Below are 17,507 nucleotides of genomic sequence, written 5' to 3' on the forward strand. Positions count from 1 at the left end.
TCTTCGGTGGCTCCGGTGCAAGCGACAGGGCGTGCAGGCTGGCGCCGGGCGGCATGATTAGGATACGATGTTCGATAATTCTTTCTTGGACCTTGCAGCATGATCGAATCCCCCCTCGTGGAGGTGAAGGGCCTGCACTTCTCACGCGGTGAAAAGACCATTTTCAGCGGCGTAGAACTGCAGATCCCTCGTGGCAGGATTACCGCCATCATGGGGCCCAGCGGCACCGGCAAGACGACGCTGCTCAAGCTGATCGGCGGCCAGCTCACTCCCGATGTCGGTCGCGTCCTGATCGACGGCCATGACGTGCATGAGCTGTCGCGCAAGGCGCTGTTCACCCTGCGCCGCCGCATGGGCATGCTGTTCCAGAGCGGGGCGCTGTTCTCCGACCTCAGCGTGTTCGAGAACGTGGCGTTTCCGCTGCGCGTGCACACCGAGCTGCCGGAAGCGATGATCCGCGACCTGGTGCTGATGAAGCTGCAGGCCGTCGGGCTGCGCGGGGCGCGCGAACTGATGCCCGCCGAACTGTCAGGGGGCATGGCGCGTCGTGTCGCCCTGGCCCGCGCCATTGCGCTGGACCCCGACCTGGTACTTTACGACGAGCCCTTCGTCGGGCAGGACCCGATCTCCAAAGGCGTGCTGGTACAGTTGATCAAGACCCTCAACGACGCTCTGGGACTGACCTCGGTGGTGGTGTCCCACGACATCCCCGAGGCACTTTCCATCGCCGACTATGTCTATGTCATCGCCGACGGCCAGGTGATGGCGCAGGGTACTCCCGCCAGCCTGGACGTGGACGAGGACCGACGGGTCAGCCAGTTCGTGCACGGCGAGCCGGACGGCCCCGTGCCCTTCCACTACCCGGCACCCGAGTTCTTCCGCGACATCCTCGACCTGGAGGGGCGGCCGTGATCGCACACATCCTGAATCTGGGGCGCCGCGGCTGCGACGTGCTCGAGGCGCTGGGTCGCTCGGGCCTGTTCCTGGCCCAGTCGGCGGTCGGCGTGCCGTCGCGGGAAGGGTGGTACCTGTGGCTGCGCCAGATGCACTTCGTCGGCGTCCTGTCGATCGCCATCGTGCTGGTTTCCGGCCTGTTCATCGGCATGGTGCTGGCGCTGCAGGGCTACACCATCCTGGTCGACTTCGGTGCCGAGCAGGCACTGGGCCAGATGGTGGCGCTATCGCTGCTGCGCGAGCTGTCGCCGGTGGTGGCGGCACTGCTGTTCGCCGGGCGCGCCGGCTCGGCGCTGACCGCCGAGATCGGCCTAATGAAAGCCACCGAGCAGCTCACCAGCATGGAAATGATCGGCGTCGACCCGCTGCGCCGGGTGGTAGCGCCCCGGCTGTGGGCCGGCTTCGTGGCCCTGCCGCTGCTGACCATCGGCTTCAGCGTGGTCGGCATCTACGGCGGCTATCTGGTCGGTGTCGAGTGGCTGGGCGTGTTCGAGGGCTCCTACTGGGGCGGCATGCAGTCCAGCGTCGCCTTCATCGGCGATGTCGGCAACGGCATGATCAAGAGCATGGTGTTCGCCCTGGTGGTGACCTGGATTGCGGTGTTCCAGGGCTACGACCTGGTGCCGACCGCAGAGGGCATCTCCCGCGCCACCACGCGCACGGTGGTCTACTCGTCCCTGGCCGTACTGGGCCTCGATTTCGTTCTAACGGCGGTGATGTTCGGAGGGTTTTCCTGATGGTTGAGCGGCGCCTATCGCGCGATGGAGAGGCAGGATGAAGCGCAGCAAGACAATGGAGCTGGGGGTCGGCCTGTTCATGCTGGCCGGTATCCTGGGGTTGCTGTTCCTGGGGTTGAGGGTCAGCGGGCTGACCTTCAACATGCCGGGCGACACCTTCCGGCTGGAGGCCAACTTCGCCAACATCGGCAGCCTCAAGCCGCGCGCACGGGTCACCATGTCGGGGGTGACGGTAGGGCGGGTCACCGCCATCGAGCTCGATCGCGACTGGTACGATGCCCGCGTCATTCTCGAGCTCGATGCCGAGCTTGAAGGAAAACTGGCGCGGGATACCACGGCAGCCATCCTGACGGCGGGCCTGCTCGGTGAGCAGTACATCGGTCTCACCGTCGGCGGCGATCCCGAGATGCTCGTCAATGGCGACACCATCCGCGATACGCAATCGGCTCTGGTGCTGGAGGAACTGATTCAGCAGTTTGTGTCCAATATGGTCAGCGATTGATTTTATTTGATGAGGTCCAGCCATGACTCAGATGACATCCCCCATCACTCTGCTTAACCGCGTATTGCTGGGCCTGTGCCTGATGCTCACCAGCCTGGCCGCAGCGGCAGCGCCTGAGCGCAGTCCCGAGCAGGTCATCCGCTACAGCGTCGACGAGCTGATGGGCCAGATCGAAGGGCGCAGGGATTACTATGCCGACAACATGGACGAGCTGAAGGCGCTGGTGAACGAGAATCTCGACGACATCGCCGATTTCCGTTACATCGGCGCCAGCGTGATGGGGCGTTACTTCCAGAATGCCACCCACCAGCAGCGCTCGCGCTTCGCCCAGGTCTTTCGTCAGACCCTGATCGATACCTACAGCAAGGGTCTGGTGACCTTCGACTATCGTGAGCTGCGCGTGCTCGACAGCCAGCGTCCGCCGCGCCACGAGGACCAGGCGTCGGTGGCCATGGAGGTGGTGGCGATGGATGGCAGCGTCTATCCGGTCAGCTACACGCTGCGCCTGACCGACGGCCAGTGGAAAGTGGTCAACGTCATCGTCAACGGCATCAATCTGGGCCTGACCTTCCGCAATCAGTTCGACCAGGCCATGCGCGACCACGGTCGCGATTACGATGCGGTGATCGCCACCTGGTCCCCGGAAATCGCCACCGAGGAGCTGGAGCAGGGTGGTGATGCATGAGTCGCCTGCTCGAGCGCGGTGGCATTGAGCTCGAGGCCGGCCCGGAAGGGCTGGCCGTCAGCGGTGACGTCGATTTCGATATCGCTGCACCGCTGGCAGAAGCCGGTACCGCCTGGATTGCCGGGCAGCCCGCCGGAACCCGCATCGTGCTCGACCTGAGCGGCGTCGAGCGGGTGAGCAGCGCGGCCGTGAGCGTGTTGCTCGAGTGGACGCGGCAGTCTCGCCGGGCCGGCGTCAAGATTCGCGAAGTTCGACTTTCCGCTCCGCTGGCCCGGCTCACCCGGGTGGCGGGGCTCGACGAACTCCTGCCGTTGCCCGCCGGAGGTTGAACCCGGCCTGCTGAGCCAGTACCGGCATCGCCAAGCGCGATGCTTTTCTTTACCATATAGGAATTCTTGTTCCTGGCCGTGGCCCCGCGAGGGGTCGCGTGCCGCTCCATCGTCCCACAGGAGTTCCGTTTTTCATGCAACCCAGTGACATCAAGGCGCTGCTCGAGGCGCGCCTCGAGGATTGCGACTTTTACATCCAGGGCGAAGGCTGCAATTTCCAGGTCATCGCCGTGGGCGAAGTCTTCGGTGGTCTGTCCCCGGTCAAGCGCCAGCAACTGATCTATGGAGCGCTCTCCGAGGAGATCGCCTCCGGTGCCGTACATGCCGTGAGCATCAAGACCTATACGCCGGCGCAGTGGGCTAGCGCGCCTGAGAACGTGGCTTCACCCAGCCAGGGTGCCTGACGGTCGAGATACATGGACAAGCTGATCATTACCGGCAACGGGCCCGTCGACGGCGAGGTCTGGGCCAGCGGTGCCAAGAACGCGGCGCTGCCAATCCTTTGCGCTACCCTGCTGGCCGACGAGCCGGTGACCATCGGCAACCTGCCGCATCTTCAGGACATCACCACCACCCTCGAGCTGCTCGGTCGCATGGGCGTCGAACCGGTGATGGGCGAGAAGATGACCATTCAGCTCGACGGCTCACAGGTGCGCGATTGCCATGCTCCCTATGAGCTGGTCAAGAAGATGCGCGCTTCCATCCTGGTGCTCGGGCCCCTGCTGGCTCACTTCGGTCACGCCGATGTCTCGCTTCCGGGCGGCTGTGCCATCGGCTCGCGCCCGGTGGACCTGCACATCCGCGGTCTCGAGGCGATGGGCGCGGAGATTCGCGTCGAGGGCGGCTACGTGCGCGCCCGCGTCGATGGCCGGCTCAAGGGCGCCACCATCTTCTTCGATACCGTTACCGTTACCGGCACCGAGAACCTGCTGATGGCCGCAACGCTGGCCGAGGGCACCACGGTACTGGAGAACGCGGCACGCGAGCCCGAGGTGGTCGATCTGGCCGAGTGCCTGATCAAGATGGGTGCCAAGATCAGCGGCCACGGCAGCAACAACATCATCATCGAAGGCGTGGAGCGGCTGCATGGCGCCTACCATGATGTCATGCCCGACCGCATCGAGACCGGCACCTTCCTGGTCGCCGCCGCCCTGTCGCGGGGGCGAGTGCGGGTGCGCAACACCCGCGCCGACATACTCGAATCGGTGCTGGCCAAACTGGAAGAGGCCGGGGCGAAGATCGCCCACGGCGACGGCTGGATCGAACTCGACATGGAGGGGCGTCGCCCGCGGCCGGTCAACATTCGCACCGCGCCCTATCCAGGCTTCCCAACCGACATGCAGGCTCAGTTCGTGGCACTCAATGCCGTGGCGGACGGTACCTCGCGAGTGGTCGAAACCATCTTCGAGAACCGCTTCATGCACGTTCAGGAGCTGAACCGCATGGGGGCGAAGATCGCGCTCGAGGGCAATACGGCGATGATCACCGGGGTCGAGCATCTCTCCGGCGCGCCAGTGATGGCGACCGACCTGCGGGCGTCGGCCTCGCTGGTGATCGCGGCGATGATGGCCGAGGGCGAGACCCTGGTCGACCGCATCTACCACATCGATCGCGGCTACGAGTGCATCGAAGAGAAGCTGCAACTGCTGGGCGCCCGGATTCGCCGTATCCCCGGCTGAACGGGGCGGCGATTCGACCAGCGTTGACCATAGGCGAGAGCATGAGCAAGCAACTGATCCTGGCCCTGTCGAAGGGCCGTATTCTCGACGAGACCCTGCCGCTGCTGGCGGATGCCGGCATCGTGCCGGCCGAGGACCTGAGCAAGAGCCGCAAGCTGCTGTTCGACACCAACCTCGACGACGTCAAGCTGGTGATCATCCGCGCCACCGACGTGCCGACCTACGTGCAGATGGGGGCCGCCGACCTCGGTGTGGCGGGCAAGGACGTGCTGCTCGAGCACGGCGCCGAAGGCTTGTACGAACCGCTCGATCTGGAAATCGCCAAGTGCAAGCTGATGACCGCCGGCATCGACGGTGCCAAGCCGGCCCGGGCGCGGCGGCGGGTGGCGACCAAGTTCGTCAACGTGGCGCGTCGCTACTACGCCGAGCAGGGCATTCAGGCGGAGGTCATCAAGCTCTACGGGGCGATGGAGCTGGCGCCGTTGATGAATCTGGCCGACGAGATCGTCGACATCGTCGACACCGGCAATACCCTGCGCGCCAACGGCATGTCGCCACGCGAGCTGATCGCGCCGATCAGCACGCGACTGGTGGTCAACAAGGCCGCCATGACCATGAAGCACGAACGCCTCAAGCCGTTGCTTGCACGCCTCTCCCAAGCGGTGGAGCGGCGCCGTCCGGCGGCAGAGCTTCCCGCTGGCTGAGCCGCGCACAAGACCACATCTCTTCTAGGAGGCGAATGCGAACATGAGCGAAACCCTGGCAGAATCCGTCGACCTGGCCCGCCTTTCCACCGGCGACGGCGATTTCGATGCCCGTCTCGACGCGCTGCTGGCCTGGGAGGGCGTGTCCGATGCCGAGGTTCAGGAGCGGGTGGCAGAGATCATCGCTGCGGTGAAGGTGCGCGGCGATGCGGCGCTGGTGGAGTACACCCAGCGCTTCGACCGCCTGGCGGTGGGCAGCATGGCTGAGCTTACCTTGGGTGCCGACAGGCTGGAGCAGGCCTATCGCGGTCTGCCCGAGCAGCAGCGTGACGCCCTGGCCCAGGCTGCCGAACGCATTCGCCTCTATCACGAACGTCAGAAGCCTGAATCATGGTCATATACCGAGGCCGACGGCAGCGTGCTGGGTCAGCAGGTGACGCCCCTCGACCGGGCCGGCATCTATGTGCCCGGCGGCAAGGCGGCCTATCCCTCTTCGGTATTGATGAACGCCATCCCGGCCCATGTGGCGGGTGTGCGCGAGATCGTCATGGTGGTGCCGACCCCCGATGGCGTGCTCAACGAGCTGGTGCTGGCGGCGGCCCACCTGGCCGGCGTCGATCATGTCTTCACCATCGGCGGCGCCCAGGCGGTGGCGGCGCTGGCCTACGGCACCGAGAGCGTGCCGCGGGTCGACAAGATCGTGGGGCCGGGCAACATCTACGTGGCCACCGCCAAGCGGGCGGTGTTCGGCCAGGTAGGCATCGACATGATTGCCGGGCCCTCGGAGATCCTGGTGGTCTCCGACGGCGGCACCGATCCCGACTGGCTGGCCATGGACCTGTTCTCCCAGGCCGAGCACGACGAGGACGCCCAGGCGCTGCTGGTGAGCTGGGACGAATCCCACCTGGATCGGGTCGAGGCGTCCATTGCACGCCTGCTGCCTACCCTGGAGCGCGAGGCGATCGTGCGCGAGTCGCTGGCCCGCCGCGGGGCCTTGATTCACTGCCGCGACCGCGACGAGGCGGTGCAGCTGATCAATCGCATCGCCCCGGAGCACCTGGAGCTCTCCCTGGCCGAGCCCGAGGCAATGCTGCCACAGGTGCGCCACGCCGGTGCCATCTTCATGGGGCGCTACACGGCCGAGGCGCTGGGCGACTACTGCGCCGGCCCCAATCACGTGCTGCCGACCTCCGGTACGGCACGTTTCTCCTCGCCGCTGGGGGTCTACGATTTCCAGAAGCGCTCTTCGATCATCCACTGCTCGGAGGCGGGGGCGTCGACGCTGGGCCGCGTGGCGTCGGTGCTGGCGCGGGGCGAGTCGCTGACGGCCCACGCCCGCTCCGCCGAGTACCGCATCAAGGGCGACTAGGCTTCGCTCGCCGCCGACTTTTCGGATACAGCCTGACGCGTCTCGGTCCGAGGGCTGTCCCAAGGGCGTCTCGAGAGCGCGGGGGCATCAGGAGCGGCCCCCTCAGCGCTCGGGGCGCCGGCTCGGCGGCAGCGGGCGCTCGCCCACCTCCAGGTCGACGGTGAAGGTCTCGCCGCTGCGCACCAGCGTCAGCGGCAGGGTGGCGCCTGGCTGTATGGCGGCGATGTCGCTCATGGCGGCGCGCGCATCGAGGATGGGGCGCCCATCGACCTCGAGCAGGACGTCGCCCGGCCGCAGGCCGGCCACCGCCGCGGGACCCTCGGGAACGACGCCGGAGATGACCACGCCGCGCGGTGCCTGTAAGCCGAAGGAAGCGGCCAGGTCCTGAGTCATCTCCTGGGCTTCGACGCCGAGCCAGCCGCGAATGACCCGCCCTTGCGTCACCAGATCGTCCAGGATGGTGCTCGCCAGCCGCATGGGAATGGCGAAGCCGACCCCTTGGGAGCCACCCGTGCGCGAGAAGATGGCGGTGTTGATACCGACCAGCGCGCCTTCGGCATTGACCAGCGCACCGCCCGAGTTGCCTGGGTTGATGGCGGCATCGGTCTGGATGAAGTCCTCGTAGGCGCTCAGGCCGAGGTGGCTGCGCCCCGTGGCGCTGATGATGCCCATGGTCACCGTCTGGCCCACCCCGAAGGGGTTGCCGATGGCCATCGCGATATCGCCCACCGCCACGTCGTTGGTATCCGAGATCTCGATCACCGGCAGGTTGTCCAGCTCGATACGCAGCACGGCCAGGTCGCTCTCGGGGTCGGTGCCGATCACCTCCGCCAGGATTTCCCTGCCGTCGCGCAGGGCCACCTGAATCTCGTCGGCGCCGTCGATGACATGATGGTTGGTCAGCACGTAGCCGTCCTCGCTGACGATGACGCCCGAACCGAGGCTCGACAGCAGGCGCTGTTGGGTGGGCAGGTCGTCGCCGAAGAACTGACGGAAGAACGGGTCCGACATCAGCGGATGCTCCTCGCGCGCCACCACCCGCGTAGAGTAGATGTTGACCACCGCCGGGGCCGCCTTCTCCACGGCCTCCGAATAGCTCACCGGGCCCTGCTGGCGCGAGAGTGGGGCGGCCTGCTGCAGTTCGGGGGCAGGGCGTGTCTGGGGTTGCACTACCGCGGGCTGGCTCTGCTGGGCAGGCGTTTGCGGTGCCGAGGGGCCTTGGAGCAGCTGGGGAAAGGTATTCAGCAGCACGATGGCCAGCAGCACACCGATGAGAACGGGTAGGGCGTAGGCAATGAGAGAACGTCGCATGCGGCGTTTCCTGGTCGGCGGCGGTCGATGGTACCCCGCTCAGTCGTTACAATGACGCAATTGTAACATCGACTTCGAAGCGCTGTCCGGGAGGCACGATGATTTTGCGTAATGACCTGGTGCGGGCCTGCGATACCGTGCTCGCTGCGTCCGCCTTCAAGGATTACACCGTCAACGGGCTCCAGGTGGCGGGGCGTGACGAGGTGCGGCGTGTGATGAGTGGCGTCACGGCCTGTCAGGCGCTGCTCGACGAGGCGGTGGCGTGGGGTGCCGATCTGCTGCTCGTGCATCATGGCTATTTCTGGAAAAACGAGCCGGTGCCGATCACCGGTATCAAGCAGCAGCGCATCCGCACGTTGCTGCTCAACGACATCAATCTGCTGGCTTACCACCTGCCGCTCGATGCCCATGCCGAACTGGGTAACAACGCCGAGCTGGGCCGACTGCTCGACTTTCAGGTGGACGGCTGCGCCGACGGTGAGCTGGGGCAGGGACTGGTGTGGCTTGGCGGTTTGCCGCAAGCCGCGACGCCGGCTGCGCTGGCGCGCCAGGTCGGCGAGCGGTTGGGGCGCGAGCCGCTGCTCATCGAGGCGCCCGGGGGGCATGCGATTCGGCGTGTGGCCTGGTGCACCGGCGGAGCGCAGGACATGATCACCCTGGCCTGGGAAGCCGGGGCCGACGCCTTCATCTCCGGCGAGATCTCCGAGCGCACCACGCATCTCGCGCGCGAGCTCGGGATTCACTATCTGGCGGCCGGCCATCACGCCACCGAGCGCTATGGCGTCCAGGCGCTGGGTGCCTGGATCGCACGGGAGTTCGGGGTCGAGCATCGCTTCGTCGACATCGACAACCCCGCCTGACGGGATCTCGACAACCCCGCCAGCGGCAGTCAGTAGCGGGGTGGCTGAGGCAGCTCGTTCTTGTCCTGGTTGGATTTCAGGCCGAAATCTTCCGACAGGGTGCCACCGGAGCCGTCGGCGTAATCGCGGGGTGCCGGTATCTCGTCGCTCTCGGCACCGGTCAGGGCCGGCTGGTCGGCAGCCTTGAGCTGACGGTTCTTTACCGGCTCGCAGTTCAGCGTGCTGGCATCTTCGGTCAGGCGGTGTTCGAGGGTGCGCATCTCGCGCTGGATGTTGCTCACCATCATGCTGACCTGGCTGAAGTGCTCGTCCAGGCCTTCACGCACCACGCCAAGCTCGCGCTCCCGCTCGGCCAGTTGGCGGCGCAGCTCCTGCAGCTGGGTCGATGACGTGCCGAGCATGCGATAGCCAATGGCGCCGATGCCGAGGCCGGCCAGCAGGCTGACGATAGCCACGATCCAGTTCACATTGCCGTAATCCACGAAATTCTCCTGATGGTGATACACGCCGGAGCCAGAGGCCTGACCGGTTCGGCGTACGAGACTTGTCTGGCTGGCCCATTATAGAAGCGTTGCCAGTTGGCGGGTCAACGATCATCGGTCCGCTGTGGGTGGGCGTTTTTGCTTCGCAGGCTGGCGGCGATGCGTATAATGCGTTCCCTGAAACGCCATGAGCAGAGATCACAAGGAAACTTCCATGTGCGCGACCGTGCCCCAAACGGAGACCCGCTCGGCTGCTGCCGGCACGCCGCTGACGCGTTACCGGGCCGATCTCGAGCGCGATGACTTTCACTACGACCCGGCTCAGGAGCAGGCGGTCGAGCACCTGCAGCGTCTCTATGACCAACTGGTGGCATCGCCCAGAACCGAGCCGCTCTCGGTGACCACCGGCCGCGGGTTGAAGTCCAGGATGGCCGGGCTGTTCGGCAAGCGCGACAAGGCGTCTGCCCAGCCGGCGCTGCCGGCCATCCAGGGGCTCTACTTCTGGGGCGGGGTGGGGCGCGGCAAGACCTATCTGGTCGATACGTTTCATGCCTCCCTGCCGTTTCCCGACAAGATGCGCACGCACTTCCACCGCTTCATGCAGCGGGTGCACAACGAACTCGAGCACTACAAGGGAGAGAAGAACCCGCTGACCCTGATCGCCGCCAAGTTCGCTGCGGAAGCCAGGGTGATCTGCTTCGACGAATTCTTCGTCAAGGACATCACCGATGCCATGATCCTGGCCAATCTGCTCGAGGCGCTGTTCGAGCGCGGCGTGGTGCTGGTGGCAACTTCCAACATCGTGCCCGACGAGCTGTACAAGGATGGACTGCAGCGCGCGCGCTTCCTGCCGGCCATCGACCTGATCAAGCGCCATTGTCAGGTGGTCAACGTCGATTCGGGGATCGATTATCGTCTGCGCGCGCTGAAGCGCGCCGAGATTTTCCATGCGCCCCTGGACGAGGCGGCAGAGCGAGAGCTCGCGCGCAGCTTTCGCGAGATCGCGGGGCAGGCCGGCGAGGCCGACGTGCCGATCGAGGTCAACCATCGCATCCTGCGCGCGCGACAGCTGCATGACGATGTGGTCTGGTTCGAGTTCCGCGAGCTGTGCGACGGGCCGCGTAGCCAGAACGACTACATCGAGCTGGCTCGCGAGTTCCATACCGTGCTGGTTTCCAACGTGACGCGCATGGGGGCGGCCACCGACGATCAGGCGCGTCGCTTCATCAACATGGTGGATGAGTTCTACGACCGTGGGGTCAAGCTGCTGATGTCGGCCGAGGTGCCCGCCGAGGCGCTGTACGCCGACGGGCGCCTGGAATTCGAGTTCCAGCGTACCCTGTCGCGGCTGCAGGAGATGCAGTCCCACGAGTACCTGGCCCAGGCGCACAAGCCGTGAGGCTGTCCCGTGAGGCTGTCGAGTCGTAGCCGCCAGGCTGCGAGCTCATGGTGGCGATAGTGCTTTAAACCGGGGGTGCAGTTCATGTAGAATACGCGCTCCTCGACCGTTGTCGCTTCCTGGCGAGGCGACAACCAAGAAAAATAGGGATGATCCTGCCCGCACATCGTTGCGCTGGGTCCAATACACTTGTTTGATTTTGTGGTGATTTCTCCATGAAAACGTTCACTGCTAAGCCGCAGTCCGTGCAGCGCGACTGGTACGTCGTCGACGCGGCGGACAAGACGCTCGGCCGTCTGGCTACCGAAATCGCTCGTCGCCTGCGCGGCAAGCACAAGCCCGAGTTCACCCCTCATGTGGATACCGGCGACTACATCGTCGTCGTCAATGCCGAGAAGGTGAAGGTCACCGGCAACAAGGCCAAGGCCAAGACTTACTACCGTCACACCGGTTATCCGGGTGGCCTGCGCTCCATGAACTTCGAGAAGATGATTGCGCACGCTCCCGAGCGCGTGATCGAGTCTGCTGTCAAGGGCATGCTGCCGAAGGGCCCGCTGGGGCGCGCCATGTACACCAAGCTCAAGGTCTACGCCGGCGCCGAGCACCCGCACGCCGCCCAGCAGCCGCAAGAACTGAACATCTGAGGGGATCATCACCATGGCACAGCAGTATTACGGTACCGGGCGCCGCAAGACTTCCACAGCCCGTGTTTTCCTCAAGCCGGGCACCGGCAAGATCACCGTCAACAACCGTGAGCTGGATCAGTACTTCGGCCGCGTTACCGGCCGTATGGTGGTGCGCCAGCCGCTCGAGCTGACCGAGACCACCGGCCAGTTCGACGTCTTCGTCACCGTCAAGGGTGGCGGCGGTTCCGCTCAGGCGGGCGCCATTCGTCACGGCATCACCCGTGCTCTGATGGAGTACAACGAGGACTTCCGTCCGGCTCTGCGTGCCGCCGGCTACGTCACTCGTGACGCTCGTCAGGTGGAGCGTAAGAAGGTCGGTCTGCGCAAGGCGCGCCGTCGTCCGCAGTTCTCCAAGCGCTGATTTTCACTCAGTCGCTGGCGAAAAAGCCCGGGCCAATGCCCGGGTTTTTTTATTTTTTAATTCAAGAGATTGCAAAAAGAATTCCACCTTGGTCAGGGCCGCTTCGTCTTGTGCGAAGCGGCCCGATTCCTTAATATGTATCGGATTTTTAGTATCCGTGGTAGCGGAATTCCATCCGTGCGGTATCAACGGGTAAGCTGATGGGAGAAACCAGAAGATGGCAGACAACGGCGTGAACAAAGGGCGGCGCCGACTGCTCCTGGGGGCCACCACCGTCGTAGGGGCGGTGGGTGCCGTGGGAGTGGCGGTTCCCTTTGTGGCATCCTGGCAGCCGAGTGCCAGGGCAAGGGCGGCCGGTGCGCCGGTTCAAGCGGACATTTCCAGGCTCGAGCCTGGGCAGCGCATGACCGTGGAGTGGCGTGGACGTCCGGTGTGGATCGTCATGCGCACCCCCGACATGATCGAGCGCACCGAGAACTTCGATCCTGCACGCCTGGCCGACCCCGATTCTCAAGTGCAGCAGCAGCCTGCCTACGTCACGGGTCCGCTGCGCTCCATCAGGCCCGAGATTTCCGTGCTGATCGGCATCTGTACCCATCTGGGTTGCTCGCCGCTGTTCCGCCCCAGTCCGGACGATGTCGACATGACGGCTTGGCCGGGCGGTTACTTCTGCCCCTGCCACGGCTCCTACTTCGACCTCGCGGGCCGGGTATTCCGCAACGTGCCGGCGCCGGCCAATCTCGAGGTGCCGCCATACCGCTTTGAATCCGACGATATCATTATCATCGGCGAAGATCAGGAGACTGCGTGATGGGTAATCCGAATCGGGTCAAGGCGGAAAGCGGCTTCATGCGCTGGGTGGACGATCGCTTTCCCGCCACGCAAATGTGGCAAGACCACCTGAGCCAATATTACGCGCCCAGGAATTTCAATTTCTGGTACTTCTTCGGCTCGCTGGCGCTGCTGGTGCTGGTCAACCAGATTCTCACCGGTGTCTGGCTCACCATGAGCTACAACCCCTCCGGTGAGGGTGCCTTCGCTTCCGTCGAGTACATCATGCGCGACGTGGAGTACGGCTGGCTGATCCGCTACATGCACTCCACCGGGGCTTCGGCCTTCTTCGTGGTGATCTACCTGCACATGTTCCGCGCCCTGCTGTACGGGTCCTACAAGGCGCCGCGCGAGCTGGTGTGGATCTTCGGCATGGCCATCTACCTGCTGCTGATGGCGGAAGCCTTCATGGGCTACCTGCTGCCCTGGGGTCAGATGTCCTACTGGGGTGCTCAGGTTATCATCTCGCTGTTTGCCACCATTCCCTTCGTCGGTCCCGATCTGGCCCAGTGGATCCGTGGCGACTACCTGATCTCCGGCATCACGCTCAACCGCTTCTTCGCCCTGCACGTGGTGGCGCTGCCCATCGTGATTCTGGCGCTGGTGGTGCTGCACCTGATCGCGCTGCACGAAGTGGGTTCCAACAACCCCGACGGCATCGACATCAAGGCCAAGAAGGATGAGAGCGGCAAGCCGCTGGACGGCATTCCGTTCCATCCGTACTACACCGTCAAGGACGTGTTCGGCGTGGCCGTGTTCCTGTTCGTCTTCGCCGCGGTGATCTTCTACTTCCCCGAGGGTGGCGGTTACTTCCTCGAGCGGCCGAACTTCGAGCCGGCCAACCCGATGGTGACGCCAGACCATATCGCGCCGGTGTGGTACTTCACGCCGTTCTACGCGATCCTGCGCGCCATCACCTTCGACATTGGTCCCCTGCAGGCCGAGTTCCTCGGCGTGGTCTTCATGGGTGGCGCCATCGCCGTGCTGTTCGTCCTGCCGTGGCTCGATCGCAGCCCGGTGAACTCCATGCGCTACAAGGGCTGGCTGTCGCGCATCGCGCTGACGCTGTTCGCCATCAGCTTCGTGGTGCTGGGCGTTCTCGGCGCGCTGCCGGCCACGCAGCTGCGTACCGTGGTGGCGCAGCTGTGCACGGTGATCTACTTCGCCTTCTTCCTGCTGATGCCGTTCTACACCAGGATGGAGAAGACCAAACCCGTTCCGGAGAGGGTGACTGGCTAATGAAAAAGCAACTGTTCGCACTGCTCTTCGCGCTGGTGCCCATTGCTGCCATGGCGGCGCCTGCGCCGGATGTGCCGTATTCGATGACGCCGGACCTGCGTAACGAGGCGTCGCTGCAGCGTGGCATGCAGCTCTACGTCAACTACTGCATGGGCTGTCACTCGCTGGAGCATCAGCGCTTCGCGCGTGCCGCCGAGGACTTCGGCATGCCGCAGGACCTGGTCGAGGAGAATCTGATCTTCTCCTCCGATCTGGCCTACAACGACCAGATGCTCACGGCCATGACCCGCGGCGACGGCGACAGCTGGTTCGGCGCGGCAGCGCCGGACCTGACGCTGCACGGTCGTCTGCGCGGCGCCGACTGGATCTACTCCTACCTGCTGACCTTCTATCGTGACCCCAGTCGTCCCAACGGGGTCAACAACGAGGTCTTCGACATGGTGGCCATGCCCAACGTGCTCGAGCCGCTGCAGGGCGTTCAGGAGAAGGTCTGCGCTCAGACCGATCGTCCCATCGAGGGCGCCGAGCTCGATCCGCTGACCGGCAAGTACCAGTCCTGCGACGTGCTCCAGGTGACACGTCCTGGCAGCATGGAGCCGGACGAGTTCAGAGAGGCGGTCTACGACCTGACCAACTTCCTGGCTTACGTGGGCGAGCCCTCCAAGCTGCAGGCACAGGTGCTGGGTCCGAAGGTGTTGATCTTCATCTTCATCTTCGGTGTGCTGGCGTACCTGCTCAAGCGTGAGTACTGGCGCGACATTCACTGATTCGATTGAATCGGCAGGTTGTGCCGCAGGGGGCGTATGGCAATCGGGTCATGCGCCCCCTGTGTGTTCTTCTGGGTCCGGAGCGCATGGCACACCCCCGAGCTTGGGGTGTCGTGCTATCATGCGGGTTCGAATTGATGCGAGGATTGTTACATGGGTGTAGTGGCCAAGCGGTCATCGATGATCTTCTATTCCGGAAGCGATGATCACTTCAGTCATCGCGTGCGCATTGTGCTCGCCGAGAAGGGCGTGGCGGTCGATATTCTCGAGGTCAGCGGCGATCAGCGCCCCGAGGAGCTCGCCGACATGAATCCCTACAATAGCGTGCCGACCCTGGTCGATCGCGATCTGGTGCTCTACGAATCCAAGGTCATGATGGAATACCTTGACGAGCGCTTTCCCCATCCGCCGTTGCTGCCGGTCTATCCCGTCGCGCGGGCGCAAAGCCGTCTCTGGATGCATCGCATCGAGCGTGAATGGTGCCCGCTCGTCGAGCAGATCGAGAGCGGTGCCAAGAAAGACGTGGAAAAGGCGCGCAAGGAGCTGCGCGAAAGCCTGGTCGGTATTTCGCCGATCTTCGAAGACGTGCCGTTCTTCATGAGCGAGGAGTTCTCGCTGGTGGATTGCTGTATTGCACCGATCCTCTGGCGTCTCCCCGTACTCGGTATCGAGCTGCCGGAAAAGCAGGTGAAGCCGCTCGTCACCTATATGGAGCGCCTGTTCGAGCGTGACTCCTTCGTATCGTCATTGAGCGAGAACGAGCGCGAAATGCGCACCTGAACCAGGCGTCGGCCTGGCCGACGCCGCCACAATGGAGGAGGGCAGACCCCATGTTGTCGAGCCGCCCCTATCTTGCCAGAGGGCTCTACGAGTGGCTTCTGGACAATGAGCAAACGCCTTACATCGTGGTGGATGCCGAGCAGCCGGGCGTCAGCGTGCCGCGTCAGTTCGTGCAGAACGGTCAGATCGTGCTGAACGTAGGACCCACCGCGGTGCGGGATCTGCAGATCGAGAACGATGCCATCTACTTCGGTGCCCGCTTCGGTGGGCAGCCGATGCAGGTGGTGGTCCCGATGCCGGCACTGGTGGCGATCTACGCCAAGGAGAATGGAGTGGGGATGGTATTCGGTCACGAGCCGGCCATGCCGATGCCGCAGGGGGAGGAGTCGACTGCCGATGCCAAGCCCGAGCTCAGCAGCATCGACTCACCCGAAAGGGAAGGCGAAGGCTCTGCCTCGGAGTCTGGCCGTGAAGGCAAGACCCCTTCTCGCAAGCGTCCGTCGCTGCGCGTGATCAAATGATTGCTCCATGTGCGTCACATCGTTGATGTGACGCGAATAGTCTGAAAAGCAGAACGGCAGGCCATGGCCTGCCGTTCTGCGTTGCGAGGAGCGTATGGTCTCAGTCGAGGTAGTCGAAGACCTTGACGATGCGCTGGATGCCGCCGACATCGGCAACGGCGTTGACGATACGGTCCGCTTCGGCTCTTCTGACGATGCCCATGATGTAGACCGTGGCGTTCTCGGTCACGAAGCGCAGTCGGCTGGTGTCGATACTCTGGTCGGCGGCCAGGGTGGTGCGGATACGCGTGTTGATCCAGGTGTCGGAGAGGCGCTGGCTGGCCGGCAGGTTGGCAGACACCGACAGCTCGTTGTGCACGTCGCGCACGTTGCGCACCTCGAGAGCCACTTCGCTGGCTCGCTGCTTCAGCTCTTCACTGGGCACCTGGCCGGTGAGCAGGACGATGCCGTTGTAGCTGTCCACATTGATGCGCGCATCGCCGAGTCGTGCATCGGTACGGCGCAGGTTATGCGCGATCTTGGTCTCGATGCTCTCGTCTTCCACCTGGGCGCCCAGGGTGCGCTTGCCGTAGTTCTCGTCGATGGTGCCGGGGTTGGCGACGCCGGTGACGGTGGTGCAGCCGGCGAGGACAATGGCCAGTGCGGTCAGAAGGGTGGCGATCAGTCTTGTCGAGGTCATGGGAGTTACTCGCTGGTACCGAAGAGTTGTTCATCGATGAGGTCGCACAGGCAGTGTATCACCAAGAGATGAACTTCCTGGATGCGTGCCGTCGAAGTGGCGGGAACGCGAATTTCACAGTCGTCCTGCCCGAGCAGGGAAGCCATGTCGCCGCCGTCGCGCCCGGTCAGGGCGACCACGGCCATGTCGCGGTCGTGGGCGGCCTGGATGGCCTGGATGACGTTGCCCGAGTTGCCGCTGGTGGAGATGGCGAGCAGGATGTCGCCGGGCTGCCCCAGGGCTCTCACCTGCTTGGAGAAGACCTCGCTGTAGCTGTAATCGTTGGCGATGGAGGTCAGCGTCGAGGTGTCGGTGGTCAATGCCAGAGCCGGCAGGCTGGGGCGCTCGCGCTCGAAGCGGTTGAGCAGCTCGGACGAGAAATGCTGGCTGTCGCCGGCGCTGCCGCCGTTGCCGCAGGCCAGGATCTTGCCCTCGTTGACCAGGCACTGCACCATCATCTGGCTGGCTACCTCGATGAAGGGGGGGAGCACCTCGCTGGCATAGGTCTTGGTGTCGATGCTGGCGTTGAAGTGGCCGAGTATGCGTTGCTGATAGTCCATTCTGTCTAAGTCCTGGTCGCGGGACATGGTACG

At 64.3% G+C, this 17,507-nt stretch carries 22 protein-coding genes; 18 read left to right on the top strand and 4 right to left on the bottom strand.

All coding sequences use genetic code 11. The features are described from left to right. Positions 1 to 99 precede the first annotated feature (99 nt). The 9 genes from C4S71_RS02980 to hisD all read left to right on the top strand — a co-directional run bounded on the left by C4S71_RS02980 (position 100) and on the right by hisD (position 6,959). A complete protein-coding gene (locus tag C4S71_RS02980; RefSeq protein ID WP_086509846.1) occupies positions 100 to 912 on the top strand; it encodes an ABC transporter ATP-binding protein in 813 nt (270 codons plus the stop codon). Continuing rightward, the gene (mlaE, locus tag C4S71_RS02985; protein WP_103968162.1) at positions 909 to 1,691 is read left to right on the top strand and encodes a lipid asymmetry maintenance ABC transporter permease subunit MlaE; all 783 of its coding nucleotides are present in this window, start codon (positions 909 to 911) and stop codon (positions 1,689 to 1,691) included. The genes C4S71_RS02980 and mlaE overlap by 4 nt, the downstream gene beginning before the upstream one ends. A 37-nt stretch (positions 1,692 to 1,728) precedes the next feature. Beyond that, the gene (gene mlaD / locus C4S71_RS02990; RefSeq protein ID WP_086509845.1) at positions 1,729 to 2,193 is read left to right on the top strand and encodes an outer membrane lipid asymmetry maintenance protein MlaD; all 465 of its coding nucleotides are present in this window, start codon (positions 1,729 to 1,731) and stop codon (positions 2,191 to 2,193) included. 22 nt (positions 2,194 to 2,215) lie between these two features. Next, positions 2,216 to 2,878, top strand: a complete 663-nt coding sequence (locus C4S71_RS02995; RefSeq protein WP_103968163.1) for an MlaC/ttg2D family ABC transporter substrate-binding protein — start codon at positions 2,216 to 2,218, stop codon at positions 2,876 to 2,878. After that, positions 2,875 to 3,207 carry an STAS domain-containing protein gene (locus tag C4S71_RS03000; protein WP_086509843.1) on the top strand — a complete coding sequence of 111 codons (333 nt, stop codon included), beginning with the start codon at positions 2,875 to 2,877 and terminating at the stop codon, positions 3,205 to 3,207. Before C4S71_RS02995 ends, C4S71_RS03000 begins: the two co-directional genes overlap by 4 nt. Positions 3,208 to 3,341: 134 nt before the next feature. Next, positions 3,342 to 3,611, top strand: a complete 270-nt coding sequence (locus C4S71_RS03005) for a BolA family protein (protein WP_086509842.1) — start codon at positions 3,342 to 3,344, stop codon at positions 3,609 to 3,611. A 12-nt stretch (positions 3,612 to 3,623) separates the two neighbouring features. Next, entirely contained in the window at positions 3,624 to 4,886 is a 1,263-nt protein-coding gene (murA, locus tag C4S71_RS03010) for a UDP-N-acetylglucosamine 1-carboxyvinyltransferase (RefSeq protein WP_103968164.1), read from the top strand. A 41-nt stretch (positions 4,887 to 4,927) separates the two neighbouring features. Beyond that, positions 4,928 to 5,590, top strand: coding sequence for an ATP phosphoribosyltransferase (gene hisG, locus C4S71_RS03015; RefSeq protein WP_010629168.1), 663 nt, complete (start codon positions 4,928 to 4,930; stop codon positions 5,588 to 5,590). A gap of 43 nt (positions 5,591 to 5,633) precedes the next feature. Beyond that, complete coding sequence (gene hisD, locus C4S71_RS03020; RefSeq protein ID WP_086509840.1) at positions 5,634 to 6,959, top strand: histidinol dehydrogenase; 1,326 nt, start codon at positions 5,634 to 5,636, stop codon at positions 6,957 to 6,959. Positions 6,960 to 7,061: 102 nt separating this feature from the next. Here hisD and C4S71_RS03025 read toward each other — a convergent pair whose 3' ends face one another. After that, a complete protein-coding gene (locus tag C4S71_RS03025; RefSeq protein ID WP_086509839.1) occupies positions 7,062 to 8,270 on the bottom strand; it encodes a Do family serine endopeptidase in 1,209 nt (402 codons plus the stop codon). 98 nt (positions 8,271 to 8,368) lie between these two features. Here C4S71_RS03025 and C4S71_RS03030 point away from each other — a divergent pair, with 98 nt between their 5' ends. After that, complete coding sequence (locus tag C4S71_RS03030) at positions 8,369 to 9,130, top strand: Nif3-like dinuclear metal center hexameric protein (protein WP_103968165.1); 762 nt, start codon at positions 8,369 to 8,371, stop codon at positions 9,128 to 9,130. A 29-nt stretch (positions 9,131 to 9,159) separates the two neighbouring features. On the opposite strand, the gene C4S71_RS03035 is transcribed toward C4S71_RS03030, so the two are convergent. Then, entirely contained in the window at positions 9,160 to 9,612 is a 453-nt protein-coding gene (locus C4S71_RS03035) for a Z-ring associated ZapG family protein (RefSeq protein ID WP_086509837.1), read from the bottom strand. Positions 9,613 to 9,826: 214 nt separating this feature from the next. Between C4S71_RS03035 and zapE the strand changes: the two genes are divergently transcribed. From zapE to C4S71_RS03075, 8 genes are all read left to right on the top strand, one after another. Then, positions 9,827 to 11,011: a cell division protein ZapE gene (zapE, locus tag C4S71_RS03040; protein WP_103968166.1), complete on the top strand. Its 1,185-nt coding sequence runs from the start codon at positions 9,827 to 9,829 to the stop codon at positions 11,009 to 11,011. A gap of 215 nt (positions 11,012 to 11,226) precedes the next feature. After that, positions 11,227 to 11,655: a 50S ribosomal protein L13 gene (gene rplM / locus C4S71_RS03045; protein ID WP_103968167.1), complete on the top strand. Its 429-nt coding sequence runs from the start codon at positions 11,227 to 11,229 to the stop codon at positions 11,653 to 11,655. 13 nt (positions 11,656 to 11,668) lie between these two features. Continuing rightward, complete coding sequence (gene rpsI / locus C4S71_RS03050) at positions 11,669 to 12,058, top strand: 30S ribosomal protein S9 (RefSeq protein ID WP_086509835.1); 390 nt, start codon at positions 11,669 to 11,671, stop codon at positions 12,056 to 12,058. 217 nt (positions 12,059 to 12,275) lie between these two features. Beyond that, the gene (gene petA, locus C4S71_RS03055) at positions 12,276 to 12,869 is read left to right on the top strand and encodes a ubiquinol-cytochrome c reductase iron-sulfur subunit (RefSeq protein ID WP_103968168.1); all 594 of its coding nucleotides are present in this window, start codon (positions 12,276 to 12,278) and stop codon (positions 12,867 to 12,869) included. Then, on the top strand, positions 12,869 to 14,128 hold the full coding sequence (locus C4S71_RS03060) for a cytochrome b (RefSeq protein WP_086509833.1): 1,260 nt from the start codon (positions 12,869 to 12,871) through the stop codon (positions 14,126 to 14,128). The genes petA and C4S71_RS03060 overlap by 1 nt, the downstream gene beginning before the upstream one ends. After that, a complete protein-coding gene (locus tag C4S71_RS03065) occupies positions 14,128 to 14,895 on the top strand; it encodes a cytochrome c1 (protein WP_086509832.1) in 768 nt (255 codons plus the stop codon). The genes C4S71_RS03060 and C4S71_RS03065 overlap by 1 nt, the downstream gene beginning before the upstream one ends. Before the next feature lie 153 nt (positions 14,896 to 15,048). Further along, positions 15,049 to 15,675 (top strand): stringent starvation protein SspA, encoded by a 627-nt coding sequence (gene sspA, locus C4S71_RS03070; protein ID WP_010629157.1) that lies wholly within the window; start codon positions 15,049 to 15,051, stop codon positions 15,673 to 15,675. A gap of 50 nt (positions 15,676 to 15,725) precedes the next feature. Next, positions 15,726 to 16,196, top strand: a complete 471-nt coding sequence (locus C4S71_RS03075) for a ClpXP protease specificity-enhancing factor (protein WP_086509831.1) — start codon at positions 15,726 to 15,728, stop codon at positions 16,194 to 16,196. Between the two features lie 100 nt (positions 16,197 to 16,296). On the opposite strand, the gene C4S71_RS03080 is transcribed toward C4S71_RS03075, so the two are convergent. Both C4S71_RS03080 and C4S71_RS03085 read right to left on the bottom strand, forming a co-directional pair. Next, positions 16,297 to 16,875 carry a BON domain-containing protein gene (locus C4S71_RS03080; RefSeq protein ID WP_103968169.1) on the bottom strand — a complete coding sequence of 193 codons (579 nt, stop codon included), beginning with the start codon at positions 16,873 to 16,875 and terminating at the stop codon, positions 16,297 to 16,299. A gap of 5 nt (positions 16,876 to 16,880) precedes the next feature. After that, entirely contained in the window at positions 16,881 to 17,474 is a 594-nt protein-coding gene (locus C4S71_RS03085; RefSeq protein WP_010629154.1) for a phosphoheptose isomerase, read from the bottom strand. Positions 17,475 to 17,507 lie beyond the last annotated feature (33 nt).

Origin of the sequence: Billgrantia desiderata (assembly GCF_900108215.1) — a bacterium.
In the GTDB taxonomy this organism is placed as follows: Bacteria; Pseudomonadota; Gammaproteobacteria; order Pseudomonadales; family Halomonadaceae; genus Halomonas; species Halomonas desiderata.

Excerpts from the sequence above, each read along its gene's own strand:
- C4S71_RS03060 (WP_086509833.1), top strand. The coding sequence starts at position 12,869 with ATGGGTAATCCGAATCGGGTCAAGGCGGAAAGCGGCTTCATGCGCTGG.
- mlaD (WP_086509845.1), top strand. The coding sequence starts at position 1,729 with ATGAAGCGCAGCAAGACAATGGAGCTGGGGGTCGGCCTGTTCATGCTG.
- C4S71_RS03075 (WP_086509831.1), top strand. The coding sequence starts at position 15,726 with ATGTTGTCGAGCCGCCCCTATCTTGCCAGAGGGCTCTACGAGTGGCTT.
- C4S71_RS03085 (WP_010629154.1), bottom strand. The coding sequence starts at position 17,474 with ATGGACTATCAGCAACGCATACTCGGCCACTTCAACGCCAGCATCGAC.
- sspA (WP_010629157.1), top strand. The coding sequence starts at position 15,049 with ATGGGTGTAGTGGCCAAGCGGTCATCGATGATCTTCTATTCCGGAAGC.
- C4S71_RS03000 (WP_086509843.1), top strand. The coding sequence starts at position 2,875 with ATGAGTCGCCTGCTCGAGCGCGGTGGCATTGAGCTCGAGGCCGGCCCG.
- hisG (WP_010629168.1), top strand. The coding sequence starts at position 4,928 with ATGAGCAAGCAACTGATCCTGGCCCTGTCGAAGGGCCGTATTCTCGAC.
- C4S71_RS03065 (WP_086509832.1), top strand. The coding sequence starts at position 14,128 with ATGAAAAAGCAACTGTTCGCACTGCTCTTCGCGCTGGTGCCCATTGCT.
- C4S71_RS02980 (WP_086509846.1), top strand. The coding sequence starts at position 100 with ATGATCGAATCCCCCCTCGTGGAGGTGAAGGGCCTGCACTTCTCACGC.
- zapE (WP_103968166.1), top strand. The coding sequence starts at position 9,827 with ATGTGCGCGACCGTGCCCCAAACGGAGACCCGCTCGGCTGCTGCCGGC.
- C4S71_RS03030 (WP_103968165.1), top strand. The coding sequence starts at position 8,369 with ATGATTTTGCGTAATGACCTGGTGCGGGCCTGCGATACCGTGCTCGCT.
- C4S71_RS02995 (WP_103968163.1), top strand. The coding sequence starts at position 2,216 with ATGACTCAGATGACATCCCCCATCACTCTGCTTAACCGCGTATTGCTG.
- C4S71_RS03080 (WP_103968169.1), bottom strand. The coding sequence starts at position 16,875 with ATGACCTCGACAAGACTGATCGCCACCCTTCTGACCGCACTGGCCATT.
- rplM (WP_103968167.1), top strand. The coding sequence starts at position 11,227 with ATGAAAACGTTCACTGCTAAGCCGCAGTCCGTGCAGCGCGACTGGTAC.
- petA (WP_103968168.1), top strand. The coding sequence starts at position 12,276 with ATGGCAGACAACGGCGTGAACAAAGGGCGGCGCCGACTGCTCCTGGGG.
- C4S71_RS03005 (WP_086509842.1), top strand. The coding sequence starts at position 3,342 with ATGCAACCCAGTGACATCAAGGCGCTGCTCGAGGCGCGCCTCGAGGAT.
- murA (WP_103968164.1), top strand. The coding sequence starts at position 3,624 with ATGGACAAGCTGATCATTACCGGCAACGGGCCCGTCGACGGCGAGGTC.
- rpsI (WP_086509835.1), top strand. The coding sequence starts at position 11,669 with ATGGCACAGCAGTATTACGGTACCGGGCGCCGCAAGACTTCCACAGCC.
- C4S71_RS03025 (WP_086509839.1), bottom strand. The coding sequence starts at position 8,270 with ATGCGACGTTCTCTCATTGCCTACGCCCTACCCGTTCTCATCGGTGTG.
- hisD (WP_086509840.1), top strand. The coding sequence starts at position 5,634 with ATGAGCGAAACCCTGGCAGAATCCGTCGACCTGGCCCGCCTTTCCACC.